Raw genomic sequence first — 5,306 nt, forward strand, 5'->3', positions numbered from 1 at the left:
GTGCGGGGCGCGCCGTCCGCCGCCGTTCAGGCGCGCGCCGAGCCGCAGCGCGGCGGGGCGCAGCAGGCGGCCGATGCCGGTGAGGATCCACAGCAGCAGCTGGCCCACGCCCGCCACGATCCGCCCGGACAGCCGCCACGCCTGGTGCGCGAGCGCGGGCCCGAAGCCCGCGGGGTCGGGGCCGCGCCGTGTCTTGTCGGAGTGGTCTTCGCCGGTCACCCCTCCATACTGACCGCTGGGCGGGGCGATCACCTCACCGTGCGGAGGTATGCGGAGGAGCGGGATCCCCCTGGAGGACGACCCGGTTTCCCTCCTTTCGGTGGACGTGCCGGGACCTGCGCGAACGTAGTGTTCTCAGTGTGACCGCGACGGTGGCCGCCGCCGACCAGGGGTTCGGCACGGCTGCCGCGGTCACACCAGAACCGCCCGGTTTCAGGGGTCCGGGCGGGGACGCATGGGAAGCACCTCGCCGGACGGCCGTGGTACGCGCCTCCTCGCGGAGGCACTCGCCGGTCTTGCCTGGGCTGGGGTCGACCGGCACGGCGGCGGCCGCCCGGCGAGGGATCCCATGCGGGCCCCATGCGGGCATCCCTCCCCGGCTTCACATGCCGAGGTCCCTTCACATGCCAAGGTCCCTTGAGAGGGCGCCCTGCGGCGTGCTCGGCCCCTTCGCAGAGCGGCCCCCTTCGCAGAGCGACTCGATTCGACCTTCCCGGACGGCCCGGTGCCGCTCCGGCACGGGGTGCTGGGCGGGTCGGGTCGTTCTTCAGGAGGAGACGGGGGGTGTCTCCGCGCGCCGGAGGTCGGCCTCGTCCAGCGCCGGCTCCAGGTAGATCAGCCGGGCCTCGGGGAACTGGGCCCGGATCCGCGCCTCGGCGGCGTCGATGCCGCGGGCGACCTCGGCCGCCGTGTCGTCGTGGTAGACGGCGATCTTGGCGGCGATCAGCAGCTCCTCCGGCCCGACGTACTCGGTGCGCATGTGGATGACGTGGTCGACCTCGTCGACCGACTCCAGCGCCGCGATGATCCGCTGCTCCTGCTCGGGGTCGGCGCCCTCGCCGATGAGCAGGCTCTTGGTCTCGATCGCGAGGATCGTCGCGACGGCGCCGAGCAGCAGGCCGATCGCCATGGTGCCGACGCCGTCCCAGACGCCGTCCTCGGTGACGACGGCCATCGTCACGCCGAACAGCGCGAACAGCAGGCCGAGCAGCGCGGCGAGGTCCTCCAGCAGGACGACGGGCAGTTCGGGGGCCTTGGCGCGCCGGATGAACGCCCACCAGGACTGGGTGCCGCGGTGCTCGTTCGACTCCTTGATCGCCGTCCGGAAGGAGAAGGACTCCAGCCCGATCGCGATGATCAGCACCGCGAACGCCCAGATGGGGGCCTCGACCTCCTCCGGGTGGGAGATCTTGTGGTAGCCCTCGTACAGCGAGAACGCGGAGCCGACGGTGAACAGGACGACGGCGACGACGAACGCGTAGAAGTAGCGTTCGCGGCCGTATCCGAAGGGGTGCTTCGGGGTCCGGCTGCGTTCGGCGCGCTTGCGTCCGAGGAGCAGCAGCCCCTGGTTCCCCGAGTCCGCCACCGAGTGGATCGACTCGGCGAGCATCGACGACGAACCGGTGAACGCGAACGCGACGAACTTCGACGCGGCGATCCCGAGGTTGGCGGCCAGCGCGGCGACAATGGCCTTGGTCCCGCCCTCAGCACTCATCTACGCAATCCTCGCTTTGAGCTCTTGGATGACCGGCACGGGCGTGGGGTCGACGCCCAGCGTGATGGCCAAGTAAACCGTGACATAGTCCGTGAGCGCGACGAGGGAGGCGATCCGTTCCAGCGGGTGGGTCCCCTCCGCCGCCAGTTCGGACACCGCGACGCCGCGGTCGCGGGCCGCCAGGAGGGACGCCTCGCGCCGCTTGCGGACCTGCGGGTGCTCCTCGGTGTCGCGGAGGAGCACCAGGTGGAGTCCGTGCTCGGCGTCGCCCTCGCGGTCGCGGAAGAAGTCGTCGGGGTCGGCGGGCGAGCCGCCGGCGGCGAAGAGGCCGTCGAAGGCCATCACCTGGTTGTGGTTCGCCTCGGGGAGGGCGCCGTAGACGCCGGGGTACTTGGCGTTCTCGTTGAGCTGGCAGCACATCCGGTACGCGGCCGTGCTCGCCAGGTCCGACGACCCCCACACCAGCGGGACGTCGCCCGCGAGGTCGAGGGCCATCCGCTTGGCGGGGTTCACGAACGGCTCGCTCCCGGGGCGGCAGCGGTGCGCGACGTCCTCCAGGAGCGTCGCGGTGGACTCCAGCACCGCGTCCGGCACGTCGGCGAGGCCGAGGGCCCGCGCGGCGAGCAGCAGCGGGACGGTCAGGCCCCACAGCGTCGAGCGCGGCTGGCCGACCGAGCGCACCGGGACGAACGCCGCGCGGCTGCGGGCGGCGAGGTCGGCGAGCGGGGAGTCGGCCCCGCCGACGAACAGCAGCCGGCTGCCGCGCCGCGCCGCCTCCGCCGCGACCTCCAGGGTCTCCTCCGTGGCGCCCGAGCAGGACACGGCGATGACCAGGTCGGCGGCGCCGACCCAGCCGGGCAGCCGGTAGCCGCGCACGGTCGTCACGGGCACCGGGCAGCCCGCGCCGCACACCGCCGCGAGCACGTCGCCGGAGATGCCGGAGCCGCCCATGCCGGTGACCACGATCGCGCGCGGGCGGCCGTCCTCGGCGAGCGCGGCGACGCCCGCCTCGGACGCCGCGCGCTGCGCCTCGCGGATCTGCGCGGCCGACGAGGCGACCTGCCGCAGCATCCCGCCGGGATCCGCGGCCTCGATCGCCGCCGCGTCCTCCAGGGCGGCTCCCGAAAAGCCGGAGATCACGGGGCGGGGGTCCTCGCCTCGTCGACGAGGAGGACCGGGATGTCGTCCCGGACGGGGTAGGCGTAGCCGCACGAGCCGGTGCAGACCAGCTCGGCGGCCGCGTCGTCGGCGCGGAGCTCGCCGCCGCAGTTCGGGCAGGCGAGGATCTCCAGCAGCCAGGAGTCGAGCCTCATCGTCATGGCAGCGTCACTTTCCCCTCACGATGGCGAGGACCTCGTCGCGGATCGCCGCCGTGGTCGGGTCGTCGGCGGCCTCGGCGTTGAGGCGCAGCAGCGGTTCGGTGTTGGACGGCCGCAGGTTGAACCACCAGCCGGCGGCCTCGTCGGCGACGGTCAGGCCGTCGAGCTCGTCGATCGTCACGCCGGGCCGCCCGGCGAACGCCTCGCGCACCTGCGCGGTGGCGGCGTCCTGGTCGGCGACCTCGCTGTTGATCTCGCCGGACGCGGAGTAGCGGGTGTACTCGCCGAGCAGCTCCGACAGCGGCCGGTCCTGCTCGCCGAGCGCGGCGAGGACGTGCAGCGCGGCGAGCATGCCCGAGTCGGCGAACCAGAAGTCGCGGAAGTAGAAGTGCGCCGAGTGCTCGCCGCCGAACACCGCGCCGGACTCGGCCATCGTCTGCTTGATGAACGAGTGGCCGACGCGGGTGCGGATCGGCGTGCCGCCGTGCTCGGTGACGATCTCCGGGACGGCCTTCGACGTGATCAGGTTGTGCACGATCGGGGCGCCGGGGTGCTTGGCCAGCTCCCGGACCGCGACCAGCGCGGTGATCGCGGACGGGGAGACGATCTCGCCGCGCTCGTCCACGACGAAGCAGCGGTCGGCGTCGCCGTCGAAGGCGAGCCCGATGTCGGCGCCCGTCTCGCGGACCTTGGCCTGGAGGTCGCGGAGGTTCGCCGGCTCGATCGGGTTGGCCTCGTGGTTCGGGAAGGTGCCGTCGAGCTCGAAGTACAGCGGCACGAGGTCGATCGGCAGGCCCTCGAAGACGGACGGGACGGTGTGCCCGCCCATGCCGTTGCCCGCGTCGACGACGACCTTGAGCGGGCGGATCGACGACAGGTCGACCAGCGTCTTCAGGTGGTCGGCGTAGCCCTTGAGGATGTCGCGGCTCGACACCGTGCCGGCGGGGCCGTCGTGGGCGGGGACGCCCTTCTCGACGAGCTCGCGGATCTCGGTGAGGCCGGTGTCGCGGCCGACCGGCCGCGCGCCCGCGCGGCACAGCTTCAGCCCGTTGTAGCGGGCCGGGTTGTGGCTCGCGGTGAACATGGCGCCGGGCAGGTCGAGGCTGCCGCTGGCGTAGTACAGCATGTCGGTGGAGCCGAGCCCCGCCTCGATGACGTCCGCCCCCTGGGACGTCGCGCCGCGCGCGAACGCCTCGGCGAGCGGCACGGAGGACTCCCGCATGTCGTGCGCGGTGACGACCGCGCCGGCCCCCGTCACGCGCACGAAGGCCGCGCCGACCGCCTCGGCGATGGCGGCGTCGAGCTCGTCCGGGACGACGCCCCGGATGTCGTACGCCTTGAAGATCTTGGCGAGGTCGCCCACTCCTGCTCCCTGTCCGAGTGATGTCACGGGGGATTCCCGAGCCTACCGGGAACGGGCGGGGCGACCGGCCGCGGCTCGGCAGGCCGGGGCAAAGCGGACGGCTTCCGGCGCGCGGGGCGCGGGGCCGCGGCCCGCGGCGGTCACTCCTGGGGCTTGGTGCCCGCGGGCTCGGAGCGCAGGACCCGCAGGTGCCCGCGGCGGCCGACCTCGGTGCCCTGCCCGACCGGCTCCTGGCCGGAGCCCGGCGCGGGCTTGGCGGCCTCGCGGACGGCGTCGGCGAGCGCCTCCAGGTCGTCGGCGCTGGGCTCGGTCTCCGTCTCGACGGGCAGCCGGACCAGTTCCCATCCCATCGGCGCGGTGAGCCGCTCGGAGTGCTCCGCGCACAGGTCGTAGCAGTGCGGCTCGGCGTACGTGGCGAGGGGCCCCAGGACCGCGGTCGAGTCACGGTAGACGTACGTGAGCGTGAAGACTGCGGGCGCCTTGCAGGCGGTGCGGGAGCAGGTGCGGACGGGGCTCACGATGGCCGACCGTACCTCCCTCCCGCCGCCTCCGCCACCACCCCGGCGCACGTGTCGCCGTTACCGGTGGATTTCCGGGGTAACAACTACATTCCGTGTAGTCACGGGTTCTTACCGTGGCCTCGCATTGCTCACCGGGCCGTTCGCTCACCGGGCCGTGCCGAGCCAGCGGGCCATCGCGGCGCCGCGGGTGCGCACGCCGAGCTTCGCGAAGATCCGGTTGACGTGGTTCTTGATCGTGTACTCGGAGACGACCAGGGCGCGGGCGATCTCGCCGTTGGAGCGGCCCTGCGCGATGAGCTCCATGACCTCGGCCTCGCGCGGCGAGAGGCCGAGGTCGTCGCGGCGGCCGGGCGGGCCCGGCGGCGCGGCCTCGGCGGCCGGTGCCGGGG

At 73.4% G+C, this 5,306-nt stretch carries 6 protein-coding genes and 1 pseudogene; all 7 read right to left on the bottom strand.

Translation table 11 applies throughout. From position 1 onward, the window contains the following. Positions 1-219, bottom strand: a pseudogene (locus E1300_RS47390) (sensor histidine kinase); the annotation flags it as partial. 547 nt (positions 220-766) lie between these two features. After that, a complete protein-coding gene (locus E1300_RS47395; RefSeq protein WP_131763812.1) occupies positions 767-1,714 on the bottom strand; it encodes a cation diffusion facilitator family transporter in 948 nt (315 codons plus the stop codon). Further along, complete coding sequence (locus E1300_RS47400) at positions 1,715-2,854, bottom strand: SIS domain-containing protein (RefSeq protein ID WP_242619863.1); 1,140 nt, start codon at positions 2,852-2,854, stop codon at positions 1,715-1,717. Beyond that, entirely contained in the window at positions 2,851-3,033 is a 183-nt protein-coding gene (locus E1300_RS47405; protein ID WP_131763813.1) for a Trm112 family protein, read from the bottom strand. Before E1300_RS47405 ends, E1300_RS47400 begins: the two co-directional genes overlap by 4 nt. Before the next feature lie 7 nt (positions 3,034-3,040). Next, complete coding sequence (locus tag E1300_RS47410; RefSeq protein ID WP_131763814.1) at positions 3,041-4,396, bottom strand: phosphomannomutase/phosphoglucomutase; 1,356 nt, start codon at positions 4,394-4,396, stop codon at positions 3,041-3,043. A gap of 140 nt (positions 4,397-4,536) precedes the next feature. Next, positions 4,537-4,914 carry a DUF3499 domain-containing protein gene (locus E1300_RS47415; protein WP_131763815.1) on the bottom strand — a complete coding sequence of 126 codons (378 nt, stop codon included), beginning with the start codon at positions 4,912-4,914 and terminating at the stop codon, positions 4,537-4,539. Between the two features lie 147 nt (positions 4,915-5,061). After that, the coding region (locus E1300_RS53165; protein ID WP_242619864.1) for a helix-turn-helix domain-containing protein at positions 5,062-5,306 on the bottom strand (245 nt) is incomplete at its 5' end.

Source organism: Actinomadura fibrosa, from assembly GCF_900659615.1.
GTDB classification, from domain to species: domain Bacteria; phylum Actinomycetota; class Actinomycetes; order Streptosporangiales; family Streptosporangiaceae; genus Spirillospora; species Spirillospora fibrosa.

What these genes read in the sequence shown, in the direction of transcription:
- E1300_RS47395 (WP_131763812.1), bottom strand. Translation starts at nt 1,714, where the DNA reads ATGAGTGCTGAGGGCGGGACCAAGGCCATTGTCGCCGCGCTGGCCGCC.
- E1300_RS47405 (WP_131763813.1), bottom strand. Translation starts at nt 3,033, where the DNA reads ATGACGATGAGGCTCGACTCCTGGCTGCTGGAGATCCTCGCCTGCCCG.